Source organism: Sphingomonas sp. PWP1-2, from assembly GCF_049898305.1.
Taxonomy (GTDB): Bacteria; Pseudomonadota; Alphaproteobacteria; order Sphingomonadales; family Sphingomonadaceae; genus Sphingomonas; species Sphingomonas glacialis.
In genome coordinates this window covers 1-26293 of sequence record NZ_JAFCXM010000013.1, presented here as the reverse complement: position 1 = coordinate 26293, position 26293 = coordinate 1, and the positions used below count along the sequence as shown (strand labels likewise).

Below are 26293 nucleotides of genomic sequence, written 5' to 3'. Positions count from 1 at the left end.
ACGCGGACGGGCAGGGCGATGCGACTGGTCGGACAGGACGGTGCTGCCATTGTCTCACCGCCAAACCTCTCGCTGATCAAGCTGGTGCTGAAAGCGCGGCGCTGGTGGGCCCGGCTGCGAGCGGGTGAAGTGGCATCAAGACGCTTGGCGAGATCGAGGGCGTGCAGCCGGCGTACATCACACGCGTGCTGCGGCTGGCGTTTTTGGCGCCGGCGGTGGTCGATGCAATCCTCACCGGCGCGCTGCTGCCTGGAGTGGATGGATCGAGCCTGACGGCCACTGACGCGATCGATCCGCTCTGGGCGGTGCAGCGACAGCGGATGCTGCCGGCAAGTAATCGATGACCCATTCGGCTGGAGCGCGTTCAGTCAGTAACGACCCAATACCGGTCACTCGCGGCATGCTTTCGGCTTCTAAACATTGGACGTTGGTTCACCTCCCGACGATGCTTTTGAACGACCGCTAACCGCTGCCATCGTGCGCACCATCGACCTGCTTGTCTCGCTGCTTTTCCCCAAGAGTTGCGAATACGGACGCTCGATCGAGGTGGGCGCGTCGTTGGGCGGCGCTTGCTGACCGAGGGGCCTTCTCGAGTTCCGCCAACGCGAGCTGCTCGTAATCGGTTAATTCGTTGATGTCCGACATAAGCCCCATCTGAATGATTTTCCCCGACACGGGGACAACAAGATACGATCGCCCGGTCGGGTAGATGCACGAGGCGAACGCGATTCTTTGGCACCCTGTTAGGCAAGAGCTGCCCCCCCCAAAAACTTCATCTTTACCTTCTCGGAGTAGGCCGATCGCATGGGCGGTGGCACATCAAATCAGATCGCTACGAAACAGATCGCTACGAAATCTGTCATCGCGACAGCCGCCGGCTATTTCGTCGCCGCAGCAGCGACCGTTTCAACCACCCGCTTCGACGGCGGAGTGGCCTTCCTCTGGGTCGCTACCGCTTTCCTCATCGCGAGGCTGGCAACGCTGCGGCCAAAGGCTTGGCTCGCACATCTTCTGGCCTGCGGAAGCTCAGGCGCGGCGGTGACCGCGCTGTTCGGACTTGGAATAACAGCGGCAGTGCCACTGGCGATCGTCAACGTCTCCGAAGCCGTGATCGCCGCCACGTTGCTGAGACATATCCAAATACCGGATCATCCGCTCGAGTCGATGCGTTGGCTGGCGGGCTTTGTCGTTACAACCGGGATGCTCGCGCCTGCCTTGAGCGGCATCGGCGGTGCGTCAGTCGCTGCGATCATAGTCGGTGCAGACATTACTACGTCATTCGCGAGATGGTTCGCGGGCCATTCGCTTGGGTCGCTGACGTTCACGCCCGTATTCATGCTCCTCTTTAGAAATGATCTTCGGGGGTGGATCACGGCGGCGACCCGCAAGCGTGCTGCGGAGACGACATTGCTGCTGCTTCTGGTTGTCGGCGTGAGCTTTGCAGTCTTTGATCAGGACAGCATGCCGCTCCTGTTTCTGCCGTTCCTTCCCGTGATCTTCGCCACGTTCCGTGGCGGGCCGCTGACTGCCGCCATGTCGGTTGTCGTCCTAACCATTGTGGGATGCGGCCTGACCTTGCAAGGTTCGGGACCGATCAGCCTGCTGCATGGGACGATGGGCGACCACATGCAGTTCCTCCAATTCTATCTCGCCGCGATTGTACTGACCGTGCTGCCAATCTCGGCCGACCTGGCGAGGCGTACCAACCTGATCCGCGAACTGCGAGACAGCAAGGCGCGCTATCGCATGTTGGCCGACAACTCCACGGACATTATCCTCAATCTCGACGTCGACGGCCGGGTCCGCTTCGTTTCGCCATCCATAACGCAGTTGGGCGGGTTCGAGCCTTTGGACCTTGTGGGAAAGAACGCTGCGCTGCTCGTCTTGCCTGAAGATCGCCTCTCGGCGGCCAAGTCGCACATTCTGACGCTGCGCAGTGGCGGCGCGATGGTAAGTTTCGAATACCGAGCGCTCACCGCAAACGGCGCTGAACGATGGTTCGAGACCCACAGTCGCGCAGTGCGCGACGACGCCGGGGCCGTGGAAGGCGTCGTCAGCGTGCTTCGCGACATATCTGACCGCAAGGTGATTGAGGCGCAACTGTTTCACGCAGCGTTGACTGATCCCCTGACCCAGCTTCCTAACCGCAGAGCATTCCAGCTGGAACTCGAGAGGCTAGTCGAACACACGGAGCTGCAGCCGTTGTTCGGGTGCGTCGCCATTTTCGACTTCGACCACTTTAAACATGTGAACGACCACTATGGACATGAAGCGGGGGACCGCGTGTTACGCGAATTCGGACGCATCGCAATGGCGACTGTGCGGGGCGACGACGTCGTAAGCCGAATCGGGGGCGAGGAGTTCGTCGTCCTCCTTCGGCACTCTTCACTCGAGCAGGCAATGATCGTTTGCGAGCGGCTACGAGTTGCCATCGCCGAGATGGTAATCGTGGTCGACGGGCGCCCGGTCCGCGTCACGGCTAGCGGCGGGCTGGCCTCAATCGACCTCGAAGGCGCAGAGGATGTATTGCGAAGCGCGGATGCGGCGCTCTATCAGGCCAAAAGGGACGGTCGAAATCTGCTGCGGCGCGCGACGTGATGAGGCAGCTGCGCTTTCTCTGCATCGAGGACGACGCACTCAACCGACGGGTCCTGAGCGATATGTTAAACGTGGCCGGAGGACTGACTGACGAATGCACTAACGGTCCGGAAGGCCTTGCCCACCTCGACGCCACAGAGTTCGACTGCGTTTTGGTTGACTTGCGAATGCCCGGCATGGACGGTTACACTGTAATCGAGCGAATCCGCGGGCGCGGCGACGCAAAGGCACAAGTATCGATCGTCGTTATTACGGCGGAGAGCCCCGGGCCCGGCACGGCTCGCTGCTTGCGCTTAGGCGCCGACCGAGTGCTCAGTAAACCAGTCGTTATGGACGAACTGTTCAAATGCATCGGCGGGATCCTCGGCGCGAAAGGTGCGCTCGTCATGTGACCGGCCTCATTAACCGTGTCGTGGCTGATCGCAAGCGGGACTAGTTCCTTTTAAAAACCCCTGCGCAACTGGGTCACGCGTCAAATGGCGGTTTGTCTACCATGAATTCTGGCGCGGACCGATTTCCATCAAGTAAGCGTAGTCTGAAGGCCGCGGCCTATGCTGCTTCGGCTTTGAGTTGCTCGTTTGCCCGGCGCCAGTTCCAGGACATCAGCTCATCCCAACGCGACGCGGGCCAATATCCGGCGATCTTCGCGATGACGTCTGCAATGTAGGCCTGCGGCTGGGTGGTGCGATTGTCCATTTCAAGCCCGGTGCCCGCACCGCCTGGCATAAGCACCGTCTCGGTCAGACTCTGATTGTGACGAAGGGGGTCTGCTGGACGCAGATCGAAGGCGGGCCCACGCTCGAATTCCAGGTCGGCGATGTGCTGTGGTGCTCGCCGGAGCACAAGCACTGGCACGGTTCCACCCCGACCCAGGCGATGACGCATATCGCGATACAGGAGTCGCTGAACGGGTGGCCGGTCCAGTGGATGGAGCAGGTTACTGACGCGCAATGTAGCGCCGGCCCAGCTACGCTCGGCGCCAAACGGGACCACTGACATTGGCTTGACGAACGGTTGCGAACGGCTGAAGTCACTTTGACCCATTTGCGGACGTTAACAAGCAATTTTAACGTTCCGTACTTCAGACGCTCATTCATCGCTGTCCCGCGTGGCCGCTAACCGCCCATCAGCAGCCGTTCGGGCGATCGCTGGATGATCGCGAAAGCCGCCATTATAAGGGTGTCCGCCGATCCAGCTGTTGCGGCCGTGCATGGCTTCTCGACCGGCCGCATTCCCCTTGCCTCGCCGGAACGTCCACACGAACTGAAAGGCGTGCTACCGAGCGAGGGCTGCGATCCCGTCCGCTCGATCCAGCTAAGCGGCACCTGCCTCTCGTCGTGGTCAACCCACCTCGGGAGCTGGGCACGGCGTTCAACGTCCGCAGCTCGGGCCGGTGGTGAACGGCTCGTGCAGCCACCGAGAAATCATCAACACGCTCCAACGCGCAGGCTATACCCTCGTGCCCGGACCGAAAGCGGCCGTGGAGCGACATGGCCGACGACGCGCTCGCAGGCTACGCCAGAGATCGGGACGTCGACATTGGCTTAAGCGCGGAGCCCGAACAGCGACGACGCGCAACACAGTTGAGAGATTGCGGTGACCGCCGACGTCCAGGCCTCGCTCTTCTGAGTGGCCCGCCGCTAATCCTGCCGGACTTTCGATTTCCGTTCCTGATGGTGGCGGACGCAGGAAAGAAGCGCACTACAAATGGGGCCCACCGGTTGACAACGGTCCTGCCCCCCGTGTCACACGTCTGCGGCTCTCGCAACTCTGGCGGCAACCGATTTCCGACGTTTCGCACAGTCCGAAGGGTTCGCGGCAACCCGCATGCAATTCCGCCCCGCGGCCTTGGCCGCGTACAGCATCGCATCGGCTCGCTTCAACCAAGCCGGGAACGAGGTGATATCGGAGGTGAAGTATGCCAGACCGAAACTGGCCGTGACGTGCAGCGTCGCCGAATTTTCGTGCTTTATCGGGTGACTGGCGATCGCGTGCCGCAAACGCTCGACGGCCAACTCCGCCTCCTCGCTCGTCGTTTCCGGCATAAGAATCGCGAACTCTTCGCCACCTAGGCGACCGAACATATCGCTCGGCCGAAGACCAGCGATCACGAGTTCCGAAATGACTCTCAGGACCTGATCACCGGCAGCATGACCGTGGGTATCGTTGACGATTTTAAAGTGATCGAGGTCGAGCATCACAAGCGTGCCGAAGCGGCCGCTACGACCCGCCCGCGCGATCTCGCGCTCGGCCTGGTCCGCGAACCCGCGACGGGTAAGCGCGCCGGTCAGTTGATCGACCTGCGCGATCAGACGGAGCTCGAGTTCGTCACTGACGATGCTGGCGAAATTGGACAAGATGGCGATGTCGGCCGGGCTGAACCGGCGTGGCCGCGTGTCCATCGCGCAGAGCGATCCGACATTGTAGCCTTCAGGCGTGCGCAGCGGGATACCGGCATAGCTCTTGATGTACGGCGGCCCGGCTACGAGCGCGGTGTTCGCAAAACGTGAATCTAGGTCAGCATCCTCGACGATCAGCGGATCGCGTTGCTGGATCGTGTGCGTGCAGAACGACACCGCGCGCGGCGTTTGAGCAGCATCCAAGCCACGCTTGGCCTTGAACCATTGCCGGTCACGGTCGACCAGAGTCACCGTCGCGATCGGCACGGCAAGCACCGTCCGAACGAGTGTGACGATCTTCTCGAACGGCTCTTCGACCGCGGTGTCGAGCACGTTCAATCGCTGCAACGCAGCGATGCGCGCTGGCTCGTCGCCGAGCAACAGATCACGCATGATGCGCCTCCTGCATCATGCTGCGGATCGCCGACGTCAGTTCTTCGGCATAGCTGTCGACCAGAATGCGGACGCTGGCGTCGATCGCGTCGCCCTCAATTCCAGCGGCGCGCATATTCGTTATCAAAGACAGCAAATGTTCTTGGTGACGCCCGACGCTGGCAAGCAGTTCGACAGGAATTTCAAGCGGCGGGGCCCCAGTCGGCTTGGGTTCAAGTTGATCGATACGCATTACGCACCCTTATCACAGAAGGTTTGATCTGCATTAGGAGGAAAAGGTTAACGCAGACTCAAACTCGCGCGGCACAAGATCTGGCAATTCTTGGAGCCGTCGCTGCGCCAGCGACTGGCCGATCTGGACCAGACAGCGAGCATGGTGGAACGGGTTCGGAACGGCTTGATTAAGGCGCTACCGGCAGGCGACGTCGCGATGCGGTCGATCGCGAAACCGCTGGGGTCGGCACCCGCACCTTGCAGCGCCGATTGCAGAACGAAGGCACCTCGTTCCAGCTCACTCTCGACGACGTACGCGCCGGGTTGGCCGATCACTATCTGCGCCAGACCCCGATGACGAGCGCCGAGATCGCTCTTCTGCTCGGCTTCAAGGACCCACTTATTGACGTTCGGCATCGTTCTTGCGTTTCCCGATTCTGGACATTCATTCACCCGTTTAAGCGATCGCCCGCAGGACCCTAGGAATGACGAAATTTGGGACAAAGCCGCCATTCGCAGTCCGATCGATAAAGGTCGGCTTCGGAGAACAGCAGACATTTGGATTTCAAGATCCTGCTGTCGATCGCATGGGCTTCGGCGAAAACGCAACGCTCAGCCTCCCGGTCGCCATACATGAGCGTGCTACCGATACGATGGAATATGGCGAGTTATCAATTCTGATGCGAACGCTCGAGCTTTCAAACACTAGCCCTGGCGACGACATTATCGTGACGTGGTTGGAACGCGGAAGGCCGCCCGACGCCAGCGCCGATGGCAACGGAGGCTTCGGGAGTAAACTCGCTCGGCGCAGTACGTCGAGGCATCTTTGCTGATCGATCGCATACGCTTGGTCCTAGAGAGGCCTGATCGTCACGCCGCGGAGGAGGGGGTGGTGACGCTTCATTGGTGAGGCAACACGACCAACTCCCGCGAAGCTGCTATGATATCTTAGCCGCAATTGCGGTGGGTGGTGTCTGTGCGCCGCCCCTAGCGGGAGAGGCGGATGCTTTTATAATACAAGTCGAGTCCGCTTGATTCGAAGGGTGACGATCAGCCCGCCCGTTGACCAGTTGTAGTCTATCGAACCACTCAACTGACCAGCCACGCTACGCCTAATCAGCTCGCTGCCGAAACCAGCTGGCCCTTCCGGCACCTCCACGAGCGGTCCACCCCGTTCAACCCACGTCAGAACGAGATGGTCGATGTCGGTCGCGCTGGTGATGTCGAGCGTGCCGGTTGGCTCCGACAAAGCGCCATACTTCATTGAATTAGTGGCGAGTTCGTGGATAATGAGGGCAATCGCCGTGGCGGCAGTCTCTCCGACGCCCGACCGCTCGACTGCGACCCGAATTCGACCTTTGAAGGCCCCGAGATCATCATACGGGGCCAGTAAGATAGAAAGTAGGTCGCCGAGAAGCGCGGCCACTCCCTGCCCACCAGCGAGAGGCCTAACCAGATCATGCGCGCGTCCAAGGGCTGCAAGACGCCCCGTCAAGTCGTAGGCCATGTCCTCTATGCTGGTCGCCGACCGCGAAGTTATCGCGGTTAGCCCTGACGCGATGGCCAGCAGATTCTTCACCCGGTGGCTCATCTCGCCGGCGAGAAGCTCGTTGCCCTCTTCCGCCTGCTTTCGTCCCGTAACATCGAGAAAAATACCGAACATTGTGCGGCCGACAATCCCAACGTCCTCGCCTTTCCCACGTGCCGAGATCCAACGAATTTCATCGCCGATCAAGATACGGAAGTCTGTTTCGTAATCGCCGAGCAAGGCACGTGTGGCGTTGAATGCCGATCGGACACGGTCGCGGTCGGCCGGGTGGATATGCGACGACAGTTTCTCAAACGTGACCGAGTCACTCCAAGGAATCCCCCAAAGCTCGAAAGCCAGGGCATCCATGGTCAGCCGGTCGGTATCAACGTTCCAAGCCCAGAAGGCGATGCCAGCAGCACGTACGCCCCGTCGGAGCTGTTCCAGCTTCCACTCGTGTTGTTCTGGCTGCTCGGCTGTCACGTAATCTGCCTAAATCGCGGACCCTGCTTGTCTCGCATTACAGGTGCAGACCACGTCTTTGTCAATTTCGCAAGTTATCGAAACCGCTCATCGGCTGCCCCCTCCCGACCCACCAAAGCCCCTGCGATAGCGACGAACTCGGTGTAGTGATTCACCCGAGCGTGACATTGCGGCAACGCTGCGATCTCTCAACATCGGATGAGTGTGTCCCGGCTAAGCGGTCTGACGTGACCCCCGTTTTTTCCTCCAGTTGGAGCTAGAGTCCGGCCCGAAGAAGGGACGGACAGATGAAGCGGAAGCAGTTTTCGGAAGAGCAGATCATCGGCATCCTGAAGGAGGCCGAGGCGGGCGCGGTGGTGACGGATCTGTGCCGGCGGCACGGCATGTCGAGCGCGACCTATTACGCGTGGAAGGCCAAGTTCGGCGGCCTGGAGGTGTCGGATGCGAAGCGGCTGCGTGCGCTCGAGGATGAGAACGCGCGGCTCAAGCGGCTGCTGGCGGACACGATGCTCGACAACGCAGGTCTGAAGGACCTGCTTTCAAAAAAATGGTGACGCCTGCCGCAAAGCGGGAAGCGGTCGCGCATCTCCAGACGGCGCTAGGGATGAGCGAGCGGCGGGCGTGTGCTGTCGTCGGAGCGGATCGCGCGAGCATGCGGTACCGCTCGTGTCGAGGAGATGATGGCGACCTGCGGTCGCGATTGCGCGAGTTGGCGCAGCAGCGGCGGCGGTTCGGCTATCGACGGCTGCACATCCTGCTGCGCCGGGACGGCATCACAATCAACCGCAAGAAGACCCAGCGGCTCTACCGCGAAGAAGGTTTGACGGTCCGTCGTCGCAAGGGACGCAAGCGTGCAGTCGGCGCGCGGGGACCAGCACCCGTGCTGGCGCTGCCCAACCAGCGCTGGAGCCTCGACTTCGTGCATGATCAGATGGCCACGGGCCGGCGGTTCCGTATCCTCAACATCGTCGATGACGTGACACGCGAGTGCCTGCGGGCGGTGCTCGACACGTCGATCTCGGGCAAGCGGGTGGTGCGCGAGCTGTCCGATCTGATCGCTGAGCGCGGCGCGCCCAAAATGATCGTCAGCGACAACGGCACCGAGCTGACCTCGAACGCGGTGCTCGCGTGGTCGGGTGATGCCGGCGTCGAGTGGCACTATATCGCACCGGGCAAGCCGACGCAGAACGGCTTCGTCGAGAGTTTCAACGGTCGCATGCGCGACGAACTGCTCAACGAGACGCTGTTCTTCACGGTCCGCCAGGCGCGCTCGATCCTCGCGCGCTGGGTCGACGACTACAACACCGAGCGGCCGCACTCCTCGCTCGGCTACGCCACACCGGCGGCATTCGCCGCCGAACTCGAAAAGCAACGGGCGGGTTTAAATCCGCCCGTTGCTTCACCCGCGCTCCTGCGCGACAACAATGGCCGGTCTCTGGTTGCGGCTGGATGAAAGACGGGGGTCACGTCAGGTCGCCAGATTCAATACCCTAGTGTGTGAAGGAGTCCCCACTTTCTAAAAAGAGGAAAGTGCCATCGTTCAGGAACTGTCCAGTGAAGTCGCGTGCCAGTTCGGTGAATACGCGGCAGGCGGCAACGCAAGATTCCGGCCAACGATAAAAGCGCAGCGTGTTTTTTGCCCGCCAGTGCGAGCTCGACCGCCGCTGTTGCGAGGGCGACGCGGGGCCAAAGCGCGTCGAACGCGATGCGTGCGCCCCGGGACCAGAACGCGAAAGCAAAAGGAATCTGTCAGGCAAGCGCCAATTTCATTGCCGAACGTGCGGCCAGATCCGCACCTGCCTGCCCAGACATGCTGCGAGTCAGCGGGCCCGACTCGAGGAGGGAAACCAGCCCATGCAGAAGGCTCCAGACTGTTAATGCCCGTTCGTGGAGGTCGTCTTCACCGGCTTGGGTATCAAGCCGACCTAGCGCGTCCTTAAGTCGATTAAAGCAAATCATCGCATCAGGCTCGATCAAGTCAAGATTCTCCGGCCGGGCCACTTCGGGCAGGAACAGCAGATTATAGAGCTTGGGGGACGTCCGGGCGAACCTCAAATAAGAATCGACCAGGGCCCGCAAGCAAAGCACTGGATCGCTGCCGCTTGAGCACGACGTCTCTAACTCGGCGTGAAGCGCTTCAAAGCCGCGTTTCGCGAGCGATGCCAACAACGCGTTTTTGTCGCGAAAATGGTGATAGGGCGCGCCCGGACTGACATTGGCGATGCGCGCGAGTTGGCGGAAAGAAAGCGCGGCCACGCCATCGTTCTCTACGGTAGCCAGCGCCGCTTCCAGCAGCGCGCTACGCAGGTCCCCATGATGATAATTTCGATCTAAAGCAGCCATCGGTCCTCCTCGGATTGACACCGAACTAAACACCGATCAGATGACAACTAGGCAGTGCTTAGTTGGATACGATTGATGCGCCCCCGGACACCCGTTTCGCAAGTCTTGGACCCAGCCGCCCGCGATAGAGCGACAGTGGGGTGGCCAGAGTTCGTAACAGAGTTGCGAGCGGAAGTCGCGGAGCTTCGGCGGAGCGATGCGCATCACCGCGCGGTCGTCGATAGCGCAATCGATTATGCCATTGTTGCGACCGATCCTGATGGTCACGTGACCAGTTGGAACGAGGGCGCGTGCCGCATTCTAGGCTGGACCGAAGAAGAGATGATCGGCGCGCCTTTGCACCGCTTCTTCACCGATGAAGACGTAGCGAATGGTCAAGTCGAGACCGAGATGGGCCAAGCGCTAGCGACTGGCCACGGCAAAGACGAGCGCTGGCATAAACGCAAAAATGGGGAGCGCTTCTGGGCGAGTGGTAAACTAACAGTCTTGCGCGACGACAACGATCACGCGATCGGCTACGTGAAAGTACTGCGCGATCGCACTGAGCAGCGTCGCGCCGACGAGGAGCGCAACCGTCTAGAAGACCAATTGCGTCGGTTGAACGAAAAGCTTGCTTCCGACGTCTCCCATCGCACGGCGGAGCGCAACCAACTTTGGGAAGCGTCGCCGGACTTGTTGGTGATCATTAATTTTGAAGGCGTGTTTCGCGAGGTCAATCCTGCTTGGACAGATGTCTTGGGGTATGAGCCTGGGGAATTGGTCGGCCAACATGTCGACAGTCTTGTCCATCCCGATGACATCCTGTCAACGGCGCGAGCCCTGCGCGACGCGGCGGTCGGACCGTTGCCAGTGGTTGAGAACCGCTACCGTCACAAGGACGGGTCGTACCGGCAGATATCGTGGGTTGCCGCTCCCGACTACGAGCACGATATGATTTACGCGACTGGACGTGACGTAAGTGCAGCCCGGGAGGCGCAGCTAGCGCTGCGCCGCGCGGAGGATCAGCTGCGTCAATCGCAGAAGGTCGAGGCCGTTGGCCAGCTCACCGGCGGCGTCGCGCATGACTTCAATAATCTGCTAACCGTGATCCGGGGTTCGGTCGATCTGCTGCGCCGTCCCGATCTAACGGAGGAGCGCCGCACACGCTACATCGATGCGATTGCCAATACGGCAGATCGGGCTGCGAAGCTAACCAGCCAGCTTTTAGCGTTCGCGCGACGGCAAACGTTGAAACCGACCGTGTTCGACGCGCGCAAGAACATTCTGAACCTCAAGGACATGCTTACAACCCTCACCGGCTCCCGCGTCGAAATCACCGTGAATGTTCCTGATCACCCTTGTCTAATACACGCTGATCCCGGCCAGCTCGATACCGCGATCATCAATATGGCGATTAATGCTCGTGACGCCATGAGCGGGGAAGGCAAGCTCGCGATCACGGTCGCCGACTGGGACAAGATACCCGCCGTACGCGCTCACGCGGCCGTCAGGGGAGACTTCGTGGCGGTATCAATCACCGACACGGGAGAAGGTGTCTCGCCGGACAAGATCGACCATATCTTCGAGCCGTTTTTCACGACGAAGGGTGTCGGACAGGGCACCGGACTTGGGCTCAGCCAAGTGTTCGGATTCGCGAAGCAGTCGGGCGGTGAGATCGCCGTCGAGAGCCGAGATGGAGAAGGCGCGACCTTTACGCTGTATCTACCGCGATCAGCGGACGAAAGGTCAGAACTTGAAACCGCTGAACGCCACGACATCTCCCAGCGCCATGATGCTTGCGTTCTCGTCGTCGAAGACAATCCGGAGGTCGGAAGTTTTGCTACGGAGGCGTTGCGCGAGCTAGGATACCGCACACATCTCGCTGCCGATGCACAGCTAGCGATGGCGGCTCTCAGTGAGGCTGAAGGAGCTTATGACGTTGTATTCTCCGACGTCGTTATGCCCGGAATGTCTGGCATCGAATTGGGCGAGGAGCTTCGCCGTCTTTATCCCGATCTCCCAGTCGTGTTGACGAGCGGCTACAGCACTATATTGGCCGCATCAGGAACGCACGGATTTGAGCTGCTGCAGAAGCCATACTCAATCGACGAGCTTTCACGCGCTCTCGGAAAGGCAACCTCTCCGCGTGTGATTACGCAGGCTAGCTAGCTCCGGACTGCCACTACATCTCATTTCTACGTGGATCGAACATCCAATTTACATGATTTCGGCACGCATCCCCATTAAGCAAAGTCGTCTAGACCCAGAATCCGACATTCAGGGCGCTCCGTGTGTTTGCCGGAAGCTGCCGCTTGTTCATGTCGGACGGATAACAGCTTTGAGGCACGGGCCTAACCGAGGATCCTCAAGCTGACCTGCTGACGGCATTCGACCACGTGGCCCTGACCATCAATCTTTCTCTCCTTTCCCCGGTGAGTGATATCAAGCCCGCATGCAAAGCATCGGAACTACGAAACGTCGCGTTGGTTTAGTCCCTAAAGTTATTTAGTGTTTTTGGAGTGCGAAACATGCGCTCGGTGAAGGAGAGCAGTTATGATCCGTCCCACGCGTCATGTTCCACGTACACAAGAAGAAAAGACTGACGACGCAAGCCGACTTGGGGAAGTTCAGGCGTATGGATCACCTCGCAAAGTATGGGTCGAAGATGGACATGTGTTCGTGGAAGGTCATGATGGCGTAACGATCAGCATGACACCTGAGGTCGCCATTAAATTAGGGCAATCCATCAGCGAGGCTGGGACTGATTCGCTAATCAACAGGGTTATCGAACAGGCTGCCGAGGAACGCGGCGACCGGCCGACATTGCCGCCTTCGTCGGGAACCGTCCGGTAGCTTTTCGTCCACAAGGACCCAGAAGCCGACATTCAGAGCGATTCGAGCACGTCTCGGAAGCGGACATTGGTTCAGGAGCACTCAGTCGCCTAATCTGTACACTTAATTCTAATTGCGGCGTCGCCACTACTCGCCCCAGCCGCGAACATCGCGACCTCCGAATACCATGCGCCGGACGGCGGGCGACGCCAAGCTGGCGCTGAAGCCGGGCGGAGGAGCGCTTACCTCATCCAACCGCGCCATCTGTTCGTGGTCGAGCGTCAGCGAAGCAGCGGCCAAGTTGTCGGTCAGCTGCTCAACGGTTCGGGCGCCGATCAGTGGCGAGGTTACGCCGGGCTTCGCCATCGCCCAAGCCAACGCCACCTGCGCGGGGCTGCAGTCGACCTCCGCAGCGATCGTCTTCACCACGTCGAGCACTTCCCAGTTGCGATCGGCGAACTTGCTGTCGCCGAACGGGTTGGCGCCGCTGAGCCTGCCCGTATCGGCGGTGTCGCCGCGCCGGTACTTGCCCGACAGGAAGCCGCCGGCGAGCGGGCTCCACGGCTGAACGCCCATCCCCGCGTTCCGCGCTGCCGGGACGTGCTCAGCCTCGACATCCCGTGCGACCAGCGAGTACTCGACCTGCATCGCGATCGGACCAGGAATGCCGCGCTCCGCCGCGATTGTCGCCGCCTTGATCGCCAGCCAAGCCGGCATATCCGAGAAGGCGTAGTAGCGGATCTTGCCGGCACGCACGAGCGCGCCGAGCGTCTCAATTAGCTCCTCGGCCGGCGTCACGCCGTCCCAGATGTGCATCCAGTAAAGATCGACATAGTCGGTGCCGAGGCGCCGCAGCGACGCTTCGAGCGCACGGTGAATGTTCTTCGCACCCGCGCCGCCCTTGTTGGGGTTGCCGCCGCCGGCCTGCGTCGCGGTCAAAGGGCTGGCCGAGCCGTTGAAGCCGAACTTTGTCGCCAGTACCAGTTCGTCGCGCGCGTTGGCCTCCTTTATGAAGCGGCCGACCAGCTCTTCGCTCCCCCCGCCCGCGTAGATGTCCGCGGTGTCGATGAAGTTGCCGCCGGCGTCGCGATAGGCGTCGAAGACGGCACGCGCAGTGGCGTCGTCCGCGTTCCACTCGCCAGGGCCGAAGGTCATCGTGCCAAGTGCCAGCGGACTGATTACGAGGCCCGATCGGCCAAGCGTGCGATAGTGTGTCAGGCTCATGATGATATTCCTTGCTTGAGCACCGTAGATGGCACCTCGGTGTCGCCCGAATTAGGCGTTGCTGCCCGCAAGGGCTTGTGAGCATGATGCAGTAATGCGACGCGGCGACCTCGATGATTTGGCAGCGTTCGCGACTGTCGCGCGCACGCGCAGCTTCACGCGGGCAGGCGCCGAACTCGGGATTTCGCCTTCGGCGCTGAGCCACGCCATGAAAGCACTTGAGCTGCGCCTAGGCGTGCGTCTGCTGGCCCGGACGACCCGTTCGGTGGCGCCGACATCAGCCGGTCAGCAACTGCTCCGGTCACTTGATCCAGCGCTGACGGAGGTCGCCCGAGGCCTTTCATGGCTGGCCGACTGGCGCGATACGCCGGCGGGTGCGGTCCGGCTGGCAACGTTCGGGTGGGCCGCGCGCACGATCCTGGCGCCGCGCCTGCCCGCCTTCCTGCTCGACCATCCCGATATCTCGGTCGAAGTGATCGTCGAAGATCGCCTTATCGACCTCGTCGCGGGCGGCTTCGACGCCGGGATTCGCCTTGCGCAAGCAGTAGAGGGCGACATGGTGGCGGTGCCTGTCGGCCCCGACCTGCGTACGATCGTGGTCGGCACGCCAAGCTATTTCGCAAGGCATGATCCGCCCGCGACCCCCGCCGCTCTCGAGCGTCACATTTGCATCAACTACCGGCAGCTCGGCGGTGGCGGGCTTCTCCCGTGGGAGTTCGAGGAGAACGGACGCGACATTAAGGTTCGCGTTGGCGGGCAACTGATCGTCAACGACGAGGCGCTTTCCGCAGCGGCGGTGCGGGCGGGGGCGGGGTTGGGCTACATGATGGAGGATGACGTGGCAGACGAGATCCGGGACGGGCGTTTGGTCCAGGTACTCGGCCAGTGGTGTCCGTCCTATCCCGGCTGCAGGCTCTACTATCCGGATCGTCGTGTCAGCCCGGCGATGCGGGCGCTGGTCAATGCGCTTCGTTGGCAACCAAACTAAACCTTGGCCTTCATTCGCTGTCGATTGTTCGACAGAAGTAAGACCCAGATTCGGTCATTGACGTTATCTGGATCGCTCCCCGAAATCGGACGCCCATTCAGGTCCTGATTTTGACTTAAACGGGGGCGAGAAGCGTCGGGCAGCGGACAGCTGGCGTCCAATGGAAAGCCGAGCGGCCATAATTCCAACGCAGAATTCCGCTCGTAGGTAATGAGCTAGAAAATTTCATGGCCCTGGGATCGCCAACCACTAAGAAGGCCGGTAGGAGTGAGAACAAACCAACATGTCAGGCGTAGAGTGCGCAACCGAGTGGACGTGACCCCGGGGTCGGAGAAACAGCCGCTTGCCGCGCTTTTCGATCCTTCCCGCGCGGCTGGGCTTCGTCGGGTGGACCAATTCGTGGCGCGGGCCGGGCAAGCCTATGCCGATGGTCGAAATACCGACGGTGGGCGTGACGGACCGGCAGCGGTGTCACGATTGTCGCCGTATTTGCGCTATCGCGTGATCAGCGAACGCGAAGTCGTTGCCTCAGTGCTCGATCGGCACAGCATAGCCTCCGCCGAGAAGTTTATCCAGGAAGTTCTTTGGCGAACGTATTGGAAAGGGTGGCTCGAGCTGCGCCCATCAGTATGGCAACGCTTCGTTGAGGAGCGCGACCAACAGCGCGACAGCTTTCCGAACGCCTGCGCAATCGTCGCTGCTGAAAGCGGCATGACCGGGATCGACGGGTTCGACGACTGGGCGCGCGAACTGGTCGAAACGGGCTATCTGCATAATCACGCGCGAATGTGGTTTGCCTCGGTCTGGATTTTTACGCTGCGGTTACCGTGGGCGCTCGGTGCCGACTTCTTCCTGCGCCACCTGCTCGATGCCGACGCTGCGAGCAACACGTTGTCTTGGCGCTGGGTCGCGGGATTGCAGACCATTGGCAAGACCTATCTGGCGACGGCGGAAAACATAGCGCGCTACACCAATGGGCGGTACGCGCCGGCTTGGACCGCCGCGCCATCGCTCCCTTTCGGGTTACCGGGTCCGGCTTACCGCCGCGCACGGTCCCGAAATTCGGTCACCGCGAGATCGAACAGCTTCTGTGCGACAATGACGGCGGACGGCGCATTCGGTGCCGTAGCGTCTGCGCCGACGTCTTGGGCAAGCCCCGGATTCGCTGTGAACATTGGCCCGCCGACCATTATACCAACCGTCTGGTTGCGAGACTTTCGGCGTATCTGCGCAATCGTCATGCGCATGCTCTCGAGTTGGCGCTCCGACCCCGCCGTCAATCCCACGACCGCGAACCACGTGCTCTTGGCGACGTCGGCGATGTCGTCGGACGTTCCCTCAAGCTCGGTTCGGACCTGCCAACCGGCAGCCAGCAGGAACCGCTCAACAATCTCGACACCGAAGGAATGCTGGTTACCTGGCGTCATCGCCATCAGGACATGGCGACGTTCGTCCAGCGACGTGAGAATATGGGTGTCGTTGAAGATCGCAAGCAGCTTCTGGAGCCGGGCAACGCCCAAGGTGACATCAATGAAATCACACTCGTCGCGATCCCACATCTCGCCGAGCAGGCGGGCGGTGGGCTCGAGCAGCTCGAGGAACAACATCTCCATCGAAAGCCCGCGATCGCGGAGGATCAGCACATATGCGGCGGCTGCATCCAGATCGCTGCCGAGCACGATGTCAGCGAGGCCGGTGATGTCGGCGCTCGTCGGGGCCAGCGTCTTGATGACGAGCGTAACTTGCGGGGCAGCCGGAACAGCCTCGGTATGCAACATAAGCAACCGCGGGACGATCTCGTTCGATACGATGCGCGCCAGCCTCGCCTGGCGCTCAGCCACGTCTTCCCGGCGATAAATTTCCGGAGCGATAAAGTGCGTTTCAAGCCGTTTTAGGCTTTGACGGTTGATGGCTGGTCTAGCCAACGCACTACTCGCCTGCCCCATGAGCTTCCTCCCCGCTTCGATCTTGTGACGATAGCAATATCTGAAATCAGCACATTAGACGGCAGGTGTCGATACCTTACGTCGCCGCGGAACCACCACCGAGAGCGTCGAAGGCAATGCTCGCAGATTTACAGGGATGCGTTCAACACTCATCTTGACGGTAGCAGAGTTGCAGCAATGCTTTGGGTAAGCGCAGACTGCAGAGCGGTGAAAGCAAGAAACGCGCGACTAGGCGGCGTGGGAAAATTGGTTGACGCGAGATTCGGTGTTTGATTCAAGGCTTCCTTTTAGAGGCGGGGTTGAGCCGGGGCGATCTGAGCGAAGCGGGATGGCGTGTTTTGAGAGACTTGCTGCCGATTGAGGCGGCTCGCCGTGGGCCTGGGCGACGGCCCGAAGGGAACTGTTCGATCATCAACAGCATCCTTTGACGGCTACGCTGCGGCACGCCTTGGCGCAACGTGTCGCCCAAATAAGGCAACTGGAACACGATCTACCGGCGGTTTCGGCGCTGGAGCGAGGCCGGGGTCTGGGAGGGCCGTTTCAGTCACGCTGGCCGAGATGATGGCGGACAGCGGCCATTATCGAACGCTTCTTCGGCCGCTTCAAAATCAACCGCGCCATCGCCACCCGCTACGACCAGCTCGCCGAAAGCTTCCTAAGCATGACCCATATCGCCGCCGCTAGATACTGGCTCAAATTTGTCCACGCCACCTTAATTCGCTCCTCGCGGTCGTGCTGATCCCCGGCGGAACGGCTCGGGTTGCAACCGTTCCTGGCGGAGTGCGCGACGTTGGACAGCCGCTTCCGATTGCCGAAAGAAGGGAAATCTGATCGCGGCGGCCCATCGCAACGCCGCTGGGCTGCTTAGCCAGCCGGACGGTCGCACAAGCCTCGCCCGAATTGGCGATGGCTCAATGTCCGCGAAGTTGTAGTAGTCGGAAAGGCTGTCGATCTACACCGGCTCAGTATTGGAGCGTGACATGAAAACGCGCACCATTCTTGGCTGGGGCGTCCTTGGGCTTGGCCTTGCATCGCTTGTGACCGGAGGGTTGGGATTGTAAGAACGCAATTTCAGACAGCCTGCTTATACAGTCGTCGAGAAAGACGGTGCGTTGGAATTGCGCGATTATTTCGCCGTCCTCGTTGTGGAAGCCGCCGTCATCGGCGAGCGGGGCGTCGCGCTCAAAGCGGGATTTCAACGGCTGGCGGAGCACCTCTTGGGCAACAAACGTCAAAAGATCGCGATGACCGCGCCCGTGTTTTCGGACCGCGCAAAGGGTGCCTGGCGCACCCGCGTCGTGATGCCCGCGCGCTTCACGGCGGCGACGTTGCCCGACATGCCCGACGGCATCACCGCCGCGGAACTCTAAGCGCGCCGGATGGCGGTAGTCCGTTTCGCCGGCCTCGGCAGTGGCCCGCGGCTCGCCGAACAGGAGACGCGCCTGCGCGGGTGTTTAACGACGCGGGGCCTCGAAGCGATCGGCGATGTCGTGATTGCCTTCTACAACTCGCCGTTTGTAGCGCCGCCGTTTCGGCGCAACGAGGTGATGATCGCGGTAGGGTGACGAACGGTTTGGTGTCGCAGGACGGCCGCGCCGCCTCGCGCCGCACTCTGCCTCTCCGTCATATTCGGGACTTGCGGAAAAGCGGTCGCTCGCGCGGAACAGGGACCGGCGCCAATGCTTCCTTACGTAAATGAAAAAGACGCGCTAACCTGCCCCCCCGATCGCCCGATCTGCCCGGCGTAGAAAAGCGAGCTAACCTATGTTCGACGAATACGGTTTTCCACGCGACCCGTACGTGGACCATGCCGCGCCCACGCTGGCGACATTCGTTTACTGCAGTCGTGTCGCCGAGGGCGTCGACGACGCCGAGGTCGGCCGCATGGTCGAGTGGGCGCAACACCGCAATGTCGCTCGCGAGATCACCGGGGTGCTGGTCTTCGGCAGCGGCGTCTTCTTCCAGTGGATCGAGGGCCCGCCCGCCGAAGTTGAGACCCTGATCGTGAGCCTTCATAACGATCCGCGCCATCACGACATCGTCGCACTGGACCGGTGTGTGGAAAAGCGCGAGCGTCTGTATCCGAATTGGCAGATGGAGTTGGTCGGAGCCGACGACATCCGTACGGTGCTGCAGGACGCGCTGGAGGACGCCGAAGAAGAAAACAACATCGCGGCGCTGAGGCGTATTCTCGTGCACCTCGCTTCGGGTCCTCTGGATACGCTTGGGCGACGTTAACTCGCTGAGCTACTGGATGCCTTGAGCCGGATCGCGACGGGGCCGCGTCGGCAGAAGGACTTGTCGCGCTGGTCAGAGAGGGCTGCTTGCTCTCCGCTTCAGACTTAGCTTTAACCGAAACAAGCGGCCCGCAATTGGCCCGGAGATGGTACCGCCAAGTGATCCGCAAAACGGCTAAAACGAGGTTGGTTGCGGACAGACAGATCATGGTCGGCGACTTTCGGATAGCTGCTGTCAGTTGACCAAGCTGTAAAAAAGAAACGAATCAATCGGCACTGTCAAATCTACGGGGCAGGCACTTTCCTATCTGGTTAGTTCAGCGCCCCTCATAGCCATAGACGCGTTTTGTTCTTTTTTAAATCGGCCTGCGTTCTCGCTCTCGGCATTGCCGATCGAGCGTTATCGGGACCCAACTAACCAGATCCTGGTTAGTTTGACAGTACCGATGGCGGCCTTGCGCGGTGGTGCACCGAAGCCGGGTACTTCCAGACGGACCGTAGATCTGACGCCGCGCGAACGCGAGGTGCTGGCCCTCATCACCAGGGGCAAGACCGACGATGCAATCGCCGACGTGCTGACCCTGAAGCGCAACACGGTGCGCAACCACGTGGCTCGCCTGTATGCCAAGATCGGAGTCCATAGTCGCGCCGAAGCCGTGATCTGGGCACGCGACCGGGGGCACCAACTCGGACTGGATACACCTCACTAATTATCCGCTTTGGTATCGAGGCACCTATTCAATGGGTGCTTCCGCATCTTTGGCAGGTCGGATCGCACTCCTAACTTCTCGATCATCCGGGCCACCGCCCGGTCTGCGAGGAGAACGTCGCTGTCCATTCTCGCATGGATCATACTGGGTCTGGTCGCCGGCTTCATCGGCTGCAAGATCGTCAACAAGTCCGGTGAGGGCGTGCTGCTCGACATCGTGCTTGGCGTCGTCGGCGCGGTCGTGGGCGGCTTCCTGTTTAACACGTTAGGTGCAGCAGGCGTCACCGGCCTGAACATCTATAGCCTCGTCGTCGCAGTGATTGGCGCGATCGTCGTGCTGGTCCTTTACCATCTCGTGGTGCGCGGTTCGGCCCGCTGAACAACCCGCCCCTGCAATCGTTACTCGATCGGCCGGATAAACCGGCAACTCGTAGGAGAGAGCTATCATGACACAGACAATCACAGGCTTGTTCGACCATTACGACGACGCCCGCCGCGCGGTCCAAAATCTCGAAGCTGCAGGCGTGGCGCACCGCGACATCAGCATCGTCGGCCATGACAGGGGCGAACAAGTCGGTCACGACCGTGTCGGCGATGTCGCCGATCCCGCAGCGCAGGACGCCGGCAAGGGCGCCGAGATCGGTGCTGCGGTCGGCGGCGTCGGCGGTCTGCTAGCCGGACTCGGCCTGCTTGCCATCCCGGGTATCGGTCCGGTCGTCGCAGCAGGTTGGTTAGCGGCGACCGCTGTTGGTGCAATCGGTGGCGGCCTCATCGGCGCAGCGACCGGTGGACTGGTCGGGGCTCTGACCCATGCAGGTGTTCCGGAGAACGACGCGCATGTCTATGCCGAGGGCGTCCGTCGTGGCGGAACCCTCGTCACGGCCAAGGTCGACGAACCGCTGGTCGCAACCGCATGTAACATCCTGGGTGACGACCGCGCGGTCAACGTCGCCGAGCGTCGCAACGCCTACGAGACGCAGGGTTGGAGCAGCTTTGACGAGGCGGATCCCGCCTACACCGACAGCGACATCGCTGCCGAACGCACACGCCACGATCGCGTCTGACCGACATTAAAAGGAACTGAATATGCGTATTTCAACTGCAATACTGATCGGGTCTGCCCTCCTGGCGACACCCGCCCTTGCACAGACCGCGCCGGCCAAGAACAACGCCGCGATCAAGGACGTGCACACCGTCGACGACGGCAGCGCACGCCGCGGCGCCAATTCGTTCACGCAAGTACAGGCTCGCGAGCACATCGCGAAGTCGGGCCTCACCGCCGTGTCCGCGCTGACCAAGGACAAAAACGGGGTCTGGCGCGGCACCGCGAAGAAGGGCGGCCGCACCGTGCACGTGGGACTCGACTTCAAGGGCAATGTGTCGACCGGCAAGTGAGCTGAATGGCGGTGGCGGTACGCGGCGTCATGCCACGGGTCGCCACCCCCCCCCCCCACATATCCCCCGGCGCTGGTCTAATGCAGAATACGCCGGACCCTTGCGCGGTCGCAGCATGAGGAAACCGTCGTGTCGAAGATGCTCTATAATTTCGGCTGCAAGGTGTCCGGCTGGGGTGCGAACCTTGCGGGTCATCCCTTCTCTATCTTCGCTGTCGCCGTGGTCTGCGCCGTCTGGTTCCTCATCGGTGGCACCGCAGCCGAGAACACGCTGACGCTCGCCCTTTCGGTCCTGGCGATCACGCTCACCCAGATGGTCCTGAACCAACAACGGCTCAGCGAACGCGCGCTCCACTTGAAGATAGATGAACTCGTATTCGCGATGAAGGGCGCCCGCGACGAGATTGCCGGCATCGAGTGCAAGACCGAGGAGGAGCTCGAGGCGCTTCGCCGCACCGGCGACATCGCCGAGGACCTGCTTGAGGCCCGGCAGCTGGGCTGAGCAGGCGGACTTGGCCCCTCGACGGGCACCGAAGTCTCCTAAGTCCGCGTCAACCGGAGGCGTGCGCCGGGTGTGCATGTCACTGTCAAATCTACGGGGCAGGCACTTTCCTATCTGGTTAGTGCAGCGCCTCTTATAGCCATAGACGCGTTTCGTTCTCTTTTAAATCGACCTGCGTTCTCGCTCTCGGCACCGCCGTTCGAGCGCTATCGGGACCCAACTAACCAGATCCTGGTTAGTTTGACAGTACCCGCGCGGCCTCGAGCGAAAACTGGTCCTTGGCGATGAGGACGATCAAGGATGGCGCGAGCGCGACAGGATCTGATCCTCAAGACAGGTGCACCGGTTAGCCGGCAATCCATTTAACGACAAACGCTGCTACAACGATCAAACCCATCACCGCCCAGCCCTCCCAAGTCCGAGGGGTCCATCCAAAGCTGTCATGCTTCGGCGCAAACCATGTGCGCAGATGTTTCACGCCAATCTCCAGTCAATCGAAGCTCCCCTTTGTAGACGTTATCGACATTCGCCGAAATAAGAAGGGACCCTGCCATCCGATGCTCAACACCTCTGACGAACGAGGTTTAGCGACGTTTGATAATGTACGCCATTGGACGCCAGTGGGTGGTTCGTTTTTCGATGGTACGGTAGCCGGTCGAATTTGCGATGAGTTATTTCGCTTCCTCAAAACCGCGTAAGTTGAAAAGGTTCTGCTCCTTTAGTAAGCACCAAACCAGCGACCGCATATCGCCGACAGGCGTAGGGTCGTTACTCCCGACGGTAGCCCCGTCCCCCGGGGCCTATCGTCGGGAGACCAGAAGCCTCGCTTTCTGTTTTGCGCCGACTAACTGTTCCGCGGACTCGCGGCCAAGACGGTGGCGGCACGATCTTATCATACCATGGAAGCCGGAAAGCAGATAATTTCTAGCTGTTATGAGGTCAGAGCGGCTTGCCCGAATTGTCGACGAGGCACGAAGCGGCGAGCCTACAATTTAAATCTTCAGGCGCGGCCTGTTGTTGCGCTCTCCCGGTCAAATATGTCGTTAAATGGGTATACCCTGGTGCGTTACATAGATTGAACACGTATCGCGTCTCATCAGGGCCAGTCGCATGTGATTTGTGCAATCCGTTGGCCGGTTTTAGAACCTGATAGGGCAGAAATGGGTGCTGTCAGTCTAACGCGAACCGCTCTCTCCACGATGCAGGTCGGGTTTATGTAATGGGAGTCTAGCCCATGAACGACTGCCACTCGGCCTGGGCGGCTGAGCGGCGTTGTTTGTAGGTTTTGCGGTCGACGAGATGGCGTTCGAGATTGAAGTGGTTGTGCACGTTTGCATGTACGCTGGCGAACTTTTGTAGGGTCTTCATCCGCCTGAACCTAAGCATTGCCCGCTCTCGTCGTCGGAAGGGCAGGTGGCTATTTTCCACCCGGTTATTGGCCCAGCGAGCGACCTCCTGCTTCTCCTGGTTCCCAAGGTCTTTCATCGCTGCGCGATAGGAGCGAAGGCCATCGGTCCTGATCGCCCCCAGCGAGCCATGGCGCTTCAGCGTCTTTTTCATGAAAGTCAGCGCCGCGGCTTTGTCGCGCGTCCTGGTGACAAAGCTTTCGAGGATTTCGCCTTCGTGATCGACCGCGCGCCAGAGGTAAACCATCTCGCCGTTGAGCTTCACGTACATCTCGTCGAGATGCCAGCGCCAGTGTCGGAAGCCGCGCATCCGGTTGACCCGCTGCCGCCGGATGTCGCCGGCGAAGATCGGGCCGAACCGCCCCCACCATTGCCGCACTGTCTCATGGCAAATGTCGATCCCGCGCTCGAACAAGAGATCCTCGACGTTTCGAAGCGATAGCGGGAACCGGACATACATCATCACCACCAGCCAGATCACCTCGGGTGACGAGTTAAAGCGGCGGAACGGGCTAGGGGGCAGGGCTCTCGATTTGCGGCTCATTGGGCCACGGTAGCGAACGCCTGGTTAGTCTGACAGAGCCCGTCTAAGGTGGTCGCCTGAGCGGTTACCCGTCCTGCCAAGGCAGCGATATCCGCTTGGAGATCGAGCGTACGGATCCCAAGCTCGCCCGACATGCGCGCAGCCTGTCTGACGGTATGTTCAATCGCGCCAGCGTGCTTAGTCGTTAGAACCGCCTAAGCCATATCAATGAACAACGTTTTAATCATCGATGCGCTGCATGGTGTTAGACATTCCGCTTGCTTGGAAACATTTGACCCAAGGTCGATCACTCGCGATCCTATCTGCGTTTTCCGAAAGCGGACGGACGTCCATCCGCAGCATTACCCGTCGCTGGCTTGTGCAACCGGTAACGAAATTGAGGAATTTTCTCCCGTTCGCTAGCGATGCATCGAACGGCGACTGATTGCGAACGACCCATTCGAAGAGCTCCGCCTGATTGAAAAATATAGTCGTCAACGAGTAGGGCCGGATCTTCGGGACTTTCAACGAGTAAACCACCATGCCGAGGCAAATGCAGCACGTTTGAGCGTCTGATCGGTCAAATACGATGCTGCACGAACATTCCCAGAGCGATTATTGCCCCGTTCACGATCGATGCGCAGTAGTACGCCAAGGCTGGACGCTCGCCATCGTGGCGCAGCAGGCCCGCGTACGGAGACAATGATGAAAAGCAAATTCGCATTGATCGCGATGATCACGATAACCGCGGCACCTGCCGTGGTGCCTACCGCTGCATTGGCGCAACGCTACCATCGTAATCATCATCGCGCCTACTATGGCCACAGCGACTATCATCGTCACCCATGTGGTGGCGGCAACGGCGCTGTTGGAACGATAGCGGGGGGAGTCGGCGGCGCACTTCTTGGCAACGCGCTCGGCGGCGGCACTCTCGGCACGATCGCTGGCGGCGTTGGCGGCGGGCTGCTCGGTCGTCACTTTGACAAGACGCACTCCCGCCACGTTAACGGTTGCTAATTGGTATTGCCTCGGCTCTTCCGTTGGATGGAGGGGCCGAGGCTAGTCTCTCGGGCTTAACTGTCCGCGATTGCAGATCACTTATTTTGAGGACGGGTAACGCGGCCTACCCACTAGCTGCAAGCTAGAGATGATGTATACCGGCCTCGCCGACCGAGAAGATGGCAACTGATTTTGCGGTGGTGGGACTAGGCCGGGGCTGCAATGCCTCGGCCTATTTTCTTAGCGAACACAGGGGGCGTTGCGCGCTCGATTGATCGGCGCGAGGCATCGACGGCGCTCGGCGCCACTCTGCATTCACTGATAGACCTCTTCTCAGCAACTGGGCGACGACCGTTTCCTAGGGGCGGCAGGTGTTCAAAGCGCGGTCGCACGGCGCAGCAGCGAAGACCCAATAGGCGCGCAGCGGCACTCGGTTGCGTAGGAAGGAACCAAGTACACGGAGAGCCTGGCGGACGAGCGAAGCGACTAGCAGAGTTTGCCACTGCTCGCGGAGCGATCGGCCGGTTTGCGGCAGGGAGGACCCAGTAGCCGCCATTCCCGGCGCCCTTGTGCCGTCCCAACCCGCGAAATTCATTCATTAGTCCGCGACCGACTGTGAATACGCGTCGAAGCGGGAGCTTGCCAGAACCTGACTAAACGCTTGTAAAAGATAACAGATTTGAGACTAGGGGACTGCCAATCGGCGCCGATTGAGAGCCTCCTGAAAGGTCATATTCGTGTGCCATTTTAATCCTTTGTACCGCGACGAAATAGGGTTTCGCTTGGACGCCTATCCACAGCCTGGCGGCATCGTCACCACCTCGATCTGCGCAGCAGTTGGTCGATAAAGGCTGTATTGCTGACGTTCGCGCCCAAGCTTGCATACGATAAGGGTATGCCATGACCGGCTGCCACTCTGCCCGGCCGGCTGGCGGTGGGTTACCCTTTTTTTAAAAAGCTCGTTTTAGGGTTCTTGCATAAATTTGTTCGCAAGTGCAGCATAGAAGCGCCTTCAAGGCATTCTTTCCCTATAACTTCTGCGTCGGCTCGCGCCGGCCCGTTTTTTACCTGACGAAGATGGCTCTCCCGTCGCGGCGACTCGCCGCGCGCTCGAAAAGGCCGGCTGGAGCGTGTGGATCGGCGCCCAAAGCGGGACCCCGCTCCGAGCGCGGTCACTATCTGTAATGCTTGCGAAGTATAGGATATGAAGGGGTCCCTATCGGCGCCGATCGGGACCCCTGCCTTGGTGAAGTTTCGACGCACGATCAATAGCTTGGCAACAATCTACCGGGGCCCGTCTTTGGGCGCCGATCCACACTCGTTGGGGGCGAAGGTCTAGCCTGGATTCAGATCAAACGAGTCATGGTTCGCGACTGCATGCAAGCTTATATGAATATCGCCGATGCGGAAGAATGGTTATTTTCTAACAGTCAATGTGACACCCCGAAACTGGCAAGGTCCTTCGGAACGCCATCAATAGCAGGATTTTGACGATAGCTACCCGGTGTCGTAATGCACTTCGCAGGCTTTCTATTCTCTTTTCCATAACCGATGAACAGCTCCGATGTCAGCCAGAACCATCACGACCGAAATGCCT

Annotated in this window: 24 protein-coding genes and 3 pseudogenes; 19 read left to right on the top strand and 8 right to left on the bottom strand. The window is 60.3% G+C overall.

Translation table 11 applies throughout. The features are described 5' to 3' along the window. Positions 1–161 precede the first annotated feature (161 nt). The 3 genes from ACP7C5_RS18720 to ACP7C5_RS18710 all read left to right on the top strand — a co-directional run bounded on the left by ACP7C5_RS18720 (position 162) and on the right by ACP7C5_RS18710 (position 2990). Positions 162–344, top strand: a complete 183-nt coding sequence (locus ACP7C5_RS18720) for a hypothetical protein (RefSeq protein ID WP_426265439.1) — start codon at positions 162–164, stop codon at positions 342–344. 460 nt (positions 345–804) lie between these two features. Then, a complete protein-coding gene (locus ACP7C5_RS18715; RefSeq protein ID WP_426265438.1) occupies positions 805–2598 on the top strand; it encodes a diguanylate cyclase in 1794 nt (597 codons plus the stop codon). After that, positions 2598–2990, top strand: a complete 393-nt coding sequence (locus ACP7C5_RS18710) for a response regulator (RefSeq protein ID WP_426265437.1) — start codon at positions 2598–2600, stop codon at positions 2988–2990. Before ACP7C5_RS18715 ends, ACP7C5_RS18710 begins: the two co-directional genes overlap by 1 nt. A gap of 157 nt (positions 2991–3147) precedes the next feature. Here ACP7C5_RS18710 and ACP7C5_RS18705 read toward each other — a convergent pair. Next, positions 3148–3276: pseudogene (locus ACP7C5_RS18705) on the bottom strand (transposase domain-containing protein); the annotation flags it as partial. Between ACP7C5_RS18705 and ACP7C5_RS18700 the strand changes: the two are divergent. Continuing rightward, entirely contained in the window at positions 3229–3594 is a 366-nt protein-coding gene (locus ACP7C5_RS18700) for a cupin domain-containing protein (protein ID WP_426265442.1), read from the top strand. The pseudogene ACP7C5_RS18705 and the gene ACP7C5_RS18700 overlap by 48 nt on opposite strands. Before the next feature lie 749 nt (positions 3595–4343). On the opposite strand, the gene ACP7C5_RS18695 is transcribed toward ACP7C5_RS18700, so the two are convergent. After that, a complete protein-coding gene (locus ACP7C5_RS18695; RefSeq protein WP_426265436.1) occupies positions 4344–5390 on the bottom strand; it encodes a sensor domain-containing diguanylate cyclase in 1047 nt (348 codons plus the stop codon). Then, positions 5383–5622: a hypothetical protein gene (locus ACP7C5_RS18690; protein WP_426265435.1), complete on the bottom strand. Its 240-nt coding sequence runs from the start codon at positions 5620–5622 to the stop codon at positions 5383–5385. The genes ACP7C5_RS18695 and ACP7C5_RS18690 overlap by 8 nt, the downstream gene beginning before the upstream one ends. Before the next feature lie 239 nt (positions 5623–5861). Between ACP7C5_RS18690 and ACP7C5_RS18685 the strand changes: the two genes are divergently transcribed. Beyond that, positions 5862–6086: a hypothetical protein gene (locus ACP7C5_RS18685; protein WP_426265434.1), complete on the top strand. Its 225-nt coding sequence runs from the start codon at positions 5862–5864 to the stop codon at positions 6084–6086. 526 nt (positions 6087–6612) lie between these two features. Here ACP7C5_RS18685 and ACP7C5_RS18680 read toward each other — a convergent pair. Next, positions 6613–7614, bottom strand: coding sequence for a sensor histidine kinase (locus tag ACP7C5_RS18680; RefSeq protein WP_426265433.1), 1002 nt, complete (start codon positions 7612–7614; stop codon positions 6613–6615). Between the two features lie 287 nt (positions 7615–7901). On the opposite strand from ACP7C5_RS18680, the gene ACP7C5_RS18675 reads away from it, so the two are divergent. Continuing rightward, positions 7902–9067 (top strand): IS3 family transposase gene (locus ACP7C5_RS18675; protein ID WP_426265432.1). Its coding sequence is split into 2 segments (ribosomal slippage): positions 7902–8154 and positions 8154–9067, totalling 1167 coding nucleotides; the frame shifts between segments, so codons are not numbered across the junction. Positions 9068–9363: 296 nt separating this feature from the next. Here the strand turns inward: ACP7C5_RS18675 and ACP7C5_RS18670 are convergent. Further along, complete coding sequence (locus ACP7C5_RS18670; RefSeq protein ID WP_426265431.1) at positions 9364–9957, bottom strand: TetR/AcrR family transcriptional regulator; 594 nt, start codon at positions 9955–9957, stop codon at positions 9364–9366. Between the two features lie 135 nt (positions 9958–10092). On the opposite strand from ACP7C5_RS18670, the gene ACP7C5_RS18665 reads away from it, so the two are divergent. Continuing rightward, positions 10093–12105 carry a PAS domain S-box protein gene (locus tag ACP7C5_RS18665; protein ID WP_426265430.1) on the top strand — a complete coding sequence of 671 codons (2013 nt, stop codon included), beginning with the start codon at positions 10093–10095 and terminating at the stop codon, positions 12103–12105. A 384-nt stretch (positions 12106–12489) separates the two neighbouring features. Beyond that, on the top strand, positions 12490–12789 hold the full coding sequence (locus ACP7C5_RS18660; RefSeq protein WP_426265429.1) for a hypothetical protein: 300 nt from the start codon (positions 12490–12492) through the stop codon (positions 12787–12789). 126 nt (positions 12790–12915) lie between these two features. On the opposite strand, the gene ACP7C5_RS18655 is transcribed toward ACP7C5_RS18660, so the two are convergent. Next, positions 12916–13992 (bottom strand): aldo/keto reductase, encoded by a 1077-nt coding sequence (locus tag ACP7C5_RS18655; RefSeq protein ID WP_426265428.1) that lies wholly within the window; start codon positions 13990–13992, stop codon positions 12916–12918. 94 nt (positions 13993–14086) lie between these two features. Here ACP7C5_RS18655 and ACP7C5_RS18650 point away from each other — a divergent pair, with 94 nt between their 5' ends. Further along, positions 14087–14980: a LysR family transcriptional regulator gene (locus ACP7C5_RS18650; protein WP_426265427.1), complete on the top strand. Its 894-nt coding sequence runs from the start codon at positions 14087–14089 to the stop codon at positions 14978–14980. Positions 14981–15247: 267 nt separating this feature from the next. Next, positions 15248–15859 (top strand): annotated as a pseudogene (locus tag ACP7C5_RS18645) (FAD-binding domain-containing protein); the annotation flags it as partial. Positions 15860–16017: 158 nt separating this feature from the next. Here the strand turns inward: ACP7C5_RS18645 and ACP7C5_RS18640 are convergent. Next, complete coding sequence (locus ACP7C5_RS18640) at positions 16018–16926, bottom strand: cobalamin B12-binding domain-containing protein (protein ID WP_426265426.1); 909 nt, start codon at positions 16924–16926, stop codon at positions 16018–16020. A 577-nt stretch (positions 16927–17503) separates the two neighbouring features. On the opposite strand from ACP7C5_RS18640, the gene ACP7C5_RS18635 reads away from it, so the two are divergent. From ACP7C5_RS18635 to ACP7C5_RS18600, 8 genes and pseudogenes are all read left to right on the top strand, one after another. Then, positions 17504–17665 carry a transposase gene (locus ACP7C5_RS18635; protein WP_426265441.1) on the top strand — a complete coding sequence of 54 codons (162 nt, stop codon included), beginning with the start codon at positions 17504–17506 and terminating at the stop codon, positions 17663–17665. Between the two features lie 349 nt (positions 17666–18014). Then, positions 18015–18491: pseudogene (locus tag ACP7C5_RS18630) on the top strand (SOUL family heme-binding protein); the annotation flags it as partial. Positions 18492–18690: 199 nt separating this feature from the next. Beyond that, a complete protein-coding gene (locus ACP7C5_RS18625; protein ID WP_426265425.1) occupies positions 18691–19164 on the top strand; it encodes a BLUF domain-containing protein in 474 nt (157 codons plus the stop codon). 385 nt (positions 19165–19549) lie between these two features. Continuing rightward, complete coding sequence (locus ACP7C5_RS18620; RefSeq protein WP_426265424.1) at positions 19550–19873, top strand: response regulator transcription factor; 324 nt, start codon at positions 19550–19552, stop codon at positions 19871–19873. 9 nt (positions 19874–19882) lie between these two features. Beyond that, entirely contained in the window at positions 19883–20251 is a 369-nt protein-coding gene (locus ACP7C5_RS18615) for a GlsB/YeaQ/YmgE family stress response membrane protein (protein ID WP_426265423.1), read from the top strand. Positions 20252–20318: 67 nt separating this feature from the next. Continuing rightward, complete coding sequence (locus ACP7C5_RS18610; protein WP_426265422.1) at positions 20319–20936, top strand: general stress protein; 618 nt, start codon at positions 20319–20321, stop codon at positions 20934–20936. A gap of 22 nt (positions 20937–20958) precedes the next feature. Continuing rightward, positions 20959–21267: a hypothetical protein gene (locus ACP7C5_RS18605; protein WP_426265421.1), complete on the top strand. Its 309-nt coding sequence runs from the start codon at positions 20959–20961 to the stop codon at positions 21265–21267. Positions 21268–21405: 138 nt separating this feature from the next. Beyond that, positions 21406–21768, top strand: coding sequence for a low affinity iron permease family protein (locus ACP7C5_RS18600; RefSeq protein WP_426265440.1), 363 nt, complete (start codon positions 21406–21408; stop codon positions 21766–21768). Positions 21769–22995: 1227 nt separating this feature from the next. Here the strand turns inward: ACP7C5_RS18600 and ACP7C5_RS18595 are convergent. Continuing rightward, positions 22996–23718 carry an IS6 family transposase gene (locus ACP7C5_RS18595; RefSeq protein WP_426265420.1) on the bottom strand — a complete coding sequence of 241 codons (723 nt, stop codon included), beginning with the start codon at positions 23716–23718 and terminating at the stop codon, positions 22996–22998. A gap of 684 nt (positions 23719–24402) precedes the next feature. Here ACP7C5_RS18595 and ACP7C5_RS18590 point away from each other — a divergent pair. Beyond that, positions 24403–24714, top strand: coding sequence for a hypothetical protein (locus tag ACP7C5_RS18590; protein WP_426265419.1), 312 nt, complete (start codon positions 24403–24405; stop codon positions 24712–24714). The last annotated feature ends 1579 nt before the right edge of the window (positions 24715–26293 follow it).

What these genes read in the sequence shown, in the direction of transcription:
- ACP7C5_RS18605 (WP_426265421.1), top strand. Translation starts at nt 20,959, where the DNA reads ATGCGTATTTCAACTGCAATACTGATCGGGTCTGCCCTCCTGGCGACA.
- ACP7C5_RS18695 (WP_426265436.1), bottom strand. Translation starts at nt 5,390, where the DNA reads ATGCGTGATCTGTTGCTCGGCGACGAGCCAGCGCGCATCGCTGCGTTG.
- ACP7C5_RS18715 (WP_426265438.1), top strand. Translation starts at nt 805, where the DNA reads ATGGGCGGTGGCACATCAAATCAGATCGCTACGAAACAGATCGCTACG.
- ACP7C5_RS18590 (WP_426265419.1), top strand. Translation starts at nt 24,403, where the DNA reads ATGAAAAGCAAATTCGCATTGATCGCGATGATCACGATAACCGCGGCA.
- ACP7C5_RS18600 (WP_426265440.1), top strand. Translation starts at nt 21,406, where the DNA reads ATGCTCTATAATTTCGGCTGCAAGGTGTCCGGCTGGGGTGCGAACCTT.
- ACP7C5_RS18595 (WP_426265420.1), bottom strand. Translation starts at nt 23,718, where the DNA reads ATGAGCCGCAAATCGAGAGCCCTGCCCCCTAGCCCGTTCCGCCGCTTT.
- ACP7C5_RS18650 (WP_426265427.1), top strand. Translation starts at nt 14,087, where the DNA reads ATGCGACGCGGCGACCTCGATGATTTGGCAGCGTTCGCGACTGTCGCG.
- ACP7C5_RS18690 (WP_426265435.1), bottom strand. Translation starts at nt 5,622, where the DNA reads ATGCGTATCGATCAACTTGAACCCAAGCCGACTGGGGCCCCGCCGCTT.
- ACP7C5_RS18660 (WP_426265429.1), top strand. Translation starts at nt 12,490, where the DNA reads ATGATCCGTCCCACGCGTCATGTTCCACGTACACAAGAAGAAAAGACT.
- ACP7C5_RS18610 (WP_426265422.1), top strand. Translation starts at nt 20,319, where the DNA reads ATGACACAGACAATCACAGGCTTGTTCGACCATTACGACGACGCCCGC.
- ACP7C5_RS18655 (WP_426265428.1), bottom strand. Translation starts at nt 13,992, where the DNA reads ATGAGCCTGACACACTATCGCACGCTTGGCCGATCGGGCCTCGTAATC.
- ACP7C5_RS18670 (WP_426265431.1), bottom strand. Translation starts at nt 9,957, where the DNA reads ATGGCTGCTTTAGATCGAAATTATCATCATGGGGACCTGCGTAGCGCG.
- ACP7C5_RS18710 (WP_426265437.1), top strand. Translation starts at nt 2,598, where the DNA reads ATGAGGCAGCTGCGCTTTCTCTGCATCGAGGACGACGCACTCAACCGA.
- ACP7C5_RS18625 (WP_426265425.1), top strand. Translation starts at nt 18,691, where the DNA reads ATGTTCGACGAATACGGTTTTCCACGCGACCCGTACGTGGACCATGCC.
- ACP7C5_RS18640 (WP_426265426.1), bottom strand. Translation starts at nt 16,926, where the DNA reads ATGGGGCAGGCGAGTAGTGCGTTGGCTAGACCAGCCATCAACCGTCAA.